This window comes from Quyinboa mangrovi (assembly GCF_042219825.1).
Taxonomy (GTDB): Bacteria; Bacteroidota; Bacteroidia; order Bacteroidales; family UBA5342; genus JBHJHP01.
In genome coordinates this window covers 1-4,044 of the sequence record NZ_JBHJHQ010000022.1, presented here as the reverse complement: position 1 = coordinate 4,044, position 4,044 = coordinate 1, and the positions used below count along the sequence as shown (strand labels likewise).

General features: G+C 31.4%; 4 protein-coding genes. All 4 read right to left on the bottom strand.

The window, feature by feature from the left end; genetic code table 11:
* Positions 1-101 precede the first annotated feature (101 nt).
* Positions 102-560 carry an energy transducer TonB gene (locus tag ACE1ET_RS20260; protein ID WP_375730250.1) on the bottom strand — a complete coding sequence of 153 codons (459 nt, stop codon included), beginning with the start codon at positions 558-560 and terminating at the stop codon, positions 102-104.
* A 204-nt stretch (positions 561-764) separates the two neighbouring features.
* Positions 765-1,412 (bottom strand): hypothetical protein, encoded by a 648-nt coding sequence (locus ACE1ET_RS20255; protein WP_375730249.1) that lies wholly within the window; start codon positions 1,410-1,412, stop codon positions 765-767.
* 184 nt (positions 1,413-1,596) lie between these two features.
* The gene (locus ACE1ET_RS20250; protein ID WP_375730248.1) at positions 1,597-2,472 is read right to left on the bottom strand and encodes a hypothetical protein; all 876 of its coding nucleotides are present in this window, start codon (positions 2,470-2,472) and stop codon (positions 1,597-1,599) included.
* 163 nt (positions 2,473-2,635) lie between these two features.
* On the bottom strand, positions 2,636-3,121 hold the full coding sequence (locus ACE1ET_RS20245; RefSeq protein ID WP_375730247.1) for a hypothetical protein: 486 nt from the start codon (positions 3,119-3,121) through the stop codon (positions 2,636-2,638).
* Positions 3,122-4,044: the final 923 nt, after the last annotated feature.

Sequence of the window (4,044 nt, the reverse complement as noted above, 5' to 3'; positions counted from 1 at the left end):
ATCACCGTATGTGGACTTAAGTAGATTTGCTGCCTAATTTATTGCACAATATTTTGGTTTTTCCTTAGAATAGTGTTAGCGGTAGTTTTTTATTTTAAAAATCATTTAAGACCAACAATAATTGTGAGCAAAACATTAGCATTTGTGTCATTATTTGTTCCTGGTGTCCAATCTTCAGCAGACTCTTGAACTGCATTTATGATGGATTTGTCTAACAATTCTGATCCAGAGCTTTTAGGGAAAAATATATGCGAAATTGTACTATCTGCATTTACTACGAATGCAACATATACTCTTTTGTTTAGGTCTCTCTTTTTTACGCCTTTGGTCTTGTCAATTTTCTTCTTAAGATATTTTACAAATGACAGGTTGTAATCTTGATTTTTATATTTAGGCATCTGGGGTACAAGAACATTAATCTGATAATCTTTAGTCATAAAGATTGTATCTGCTTTGCCATTTTTGTAAATCTGCAAGAAATCTTGTGCCATAGAAGGAGTAAAGTAAGTAACTGAAATAATAAATAAAAGGCTTAAAAGTATTTTTCTGAAGTTATTCATATTAATTAAATTAAGGTTTTAATTCTTAAATGTTCGATAAGTTATGTTTAATTACCGCTAACGTTCCCGCGGTATGGTGTCGTGGCAGTTTCTTTCACCCGTGAAAGGAACTGTCAGGACGAAAAGGGCCGGCTGCGTACGTTGAATTATTTAGTTTAAAAATACTGCCATGCACTATGACCGCGTGTTGGCAGCAGTTATTTTTTAATCATTCATTGAATCTTTTTCGATAAATATATAATCTTCCATTAGAATTTTTATTGAATCTTCTTCAATTTCAGCGTCCATGAATATAAGGTTTTCCATCGGTCTAAAATCTTCAATATCCGGATATATTCGGTGCATAACTGAAAGATACATTTTGTAAAATTCAGAACGTTCTTCGGTCAACTTTTCAATTGAATAATATTTTCCCCACTTATTTAATGCTCCCAATGATAAAAAAATAGACTTGCTTTCTTGAGAATTATTTGTGTCCCTTACTTGTATTTCATATTTCTGAATTTGTTGGATTAGGTTTTCAAAACTTAAAGAGTCGTTTACTGATAAATCATATATTTTAGACTCAAAGAACCTTGGTTGTTCGTGAAAATTATCTACTATTTCTGCATTTATTAACGTCTTATTTTTAACTCTGAAAATTTTAATGAAATCAAATCGTCTATCAATACAACCAGATAAATTAAAGACTAAAGTTAAAGTATCATTCAGAGATGAGAAGTTTTTTAATTCACCATTTGCAATCAAATTTTGAATTTGATATTCATCTTTTTGGGAATTATTTCTATTACAACCAATTAACAGATAAATTATAAATAATCCAATTAGTAAATTAACTTCTCTTTTATTCATGTTTATTCTCTTGATTGTATGCGAATTCTCTTTTTTATAATTGCTGCCAACGGTTTTGCGGTATGAAACGTTTGGGAGAGCGGGCTGCGTACGTATCCACCGTTGCACAGAGTTGATGCGTGGCAGGATGCTCGAATAACCAATTCACCCCAAATGTTTTATGACCGCATGTTATGCGCTGGCATTATTCAAATTTATGTTCCTTAAAATCATTATCAATCAGAAATCGAATAAGTTTTTCAAAATCAAAACTATCAATTTTCCGATATTTAAAATGTTCAAAATCTTTTCCAGTTGAAACATTCTCTTTATTGTATGAATATCCTAAATCTATCAGTCTGTTTTTAAGCGTTTCGTATTGGTCACTCGTATCAGTCCAGAATTTTAACTCTTTGGTTTTAGTAACTCTTAATCTGTTATTTGAATTTTCGTTTCCAAGTTCAACAGCTACAAATCCATTTTCAAGTAAATTTAATTTGTTATCAAACAAAAAATTAATCAATCCAGATTTCTCTCCTGTTTTTACCCAAATTGCATTGTAATCAGAATCTTTAAAATCATAATTTCCATCAAGATAAATCCCAATAAAATTAAGCTCATTAATTATCTCAGAGCATATTATCTTAATAGTCGATTCGATTGTGTCTGCATCGGGAACAATCTCAAAAGCAAATGTTGCATAATCATCTTTAATCAATGAATAGCTTAATGTTAAACCATCTCTGTCCACTCGTGAATGAGCTGAAATTACAACACCGCCTGGATTTACAAAATTATAATCATCTCTACTTGCATATTCATGTCTTGTCAATCCGAGTCGAGTATTATCTGTATTGTATGGTTCATATTTATTCATGTCTATCTCGCTTGAATCTACAACTCCAACTTCGGCAAGAATGCATTTATTGATTCCTTCAAGTTTTAATCGTTCTTCAATTTTTTGTCTTGATTCGTCAATCCCGTCATTTTGTGCAAGACAAGATAAATAAAATCCAGTCTTATCATCATACTGGCATTCAATCAGCAGGTATAGAAATCTTGTATCGTTGTGTTCACTCATTTTTGAATCTCAATTGTCATTGTGTAGCGCTCCGTTTTGCTTGCGCATAACGTTCCCGCGGTATGGTGTCGTGCGGTTGACTGTCCCACGAAGTGGAGACTGTCAAGCCGAAAACGACGGCATACGGAATGTGGATTTGCATGTTAAAATAAAACCGCATGCACTATGACCGCGTGTTGTGTGTAGTATTTATTTTTTCTATTATAAGATTTGATTTTTCAAAGTCTGAACTATTCCGAATTTCAAATATTTGTGGTTGAGAATTATTCTTAATTCTAAGAACCAGATTATGATTTCGAAAACCATTAGTGAAGTTTCTAAATCCTTGAGATTTTATGGTTTTTAGTACTTCAATTTCAGTAAATTGAATCCTCTTACTTATAGATTTTATTATTGAAAAATATTCAATAGTCTCCTTATCAAAGTCAAATATTATACTTCTTAGAAATCTTCGATTTGCAACATAGATTAAGTAAGTCATTAATAAATGAAATATTATTACAAGTGCACTTATAGATAATCTCGTATTCAAATTCAGGTTAGGTATTAGATTTATAACTACAACGAAGAATATTAAAAGCACTAAAACAATAATTAGTCCAATCCTATAACTTGACCAATGTATTTCTCTCTCTAATTTATACTTCATTTTTCTCAATATTACACACAACGTTCCCGCGGTATGGTGTCGTGGCAGTTTCTGTCCGAAAGGATAGGAACTGTCAGGACGAAAAGAGCTTTGCGCGAACGTTGAATTATTTGGTTTAAAAGTACTGCCATGCACTATGACCGCGTGTTAGGGCGCGTTTATTATTATTTGTAATCCACTAATAATTAATAGAATCAATAGAGCATCAATTATTAGTTCAATTATTGATTTCATCCCATTCATTTTCCTAGTTTGGTAAATTCTGAGATTAAAAAATAACTTAGTAGTTAAGATTGTAAAAATATGAATAACTCCCATTAAAGGATCAGAAATATTAGATCCAATTGTCAGTAGATTAAACGACAGAAATATTATGTATCCATAACTAACAATCAAGATTGAGTAATAAAACTGAGTCCGTACGTTCTTATTTGGCTTTTTAAAGAACAATACACCTGTCATAGTAAATACTAGAATATATGGTAAAGAAAAATATGGGAAATAATAAAGTATCGGGAGAATATCTATCTCATTATTGGATTGCTTTTTAATAAACACAAACATAAATAATAATGTATATGAAATCAGATATATTAAAACTGGATAAAACCAGATTAATTTCTCTCCAAATAATAGCTTTCTCGTTATTTGAATTGGATTTATATAGAATCTTATTATATCTCTGTAATATGGCATGTTAGTCTATGTTTTTAAACTATTACCACCAGTAAATTTTAAAATTATAGTGTGCTATATATCATTAGCAACAGCATTTATTCAGCTCTTTAGGAATTGATATCTTATTTCGAAATCTATTTTAGGTGTACTTATGCGGAAATGCGCCCTAACGTTCCCGCAGTATGCTGTCGTGGCAGTTTCTTTCCGACGGGAAAGGAACTGTCAGGACAAAATAGCCCGACTGC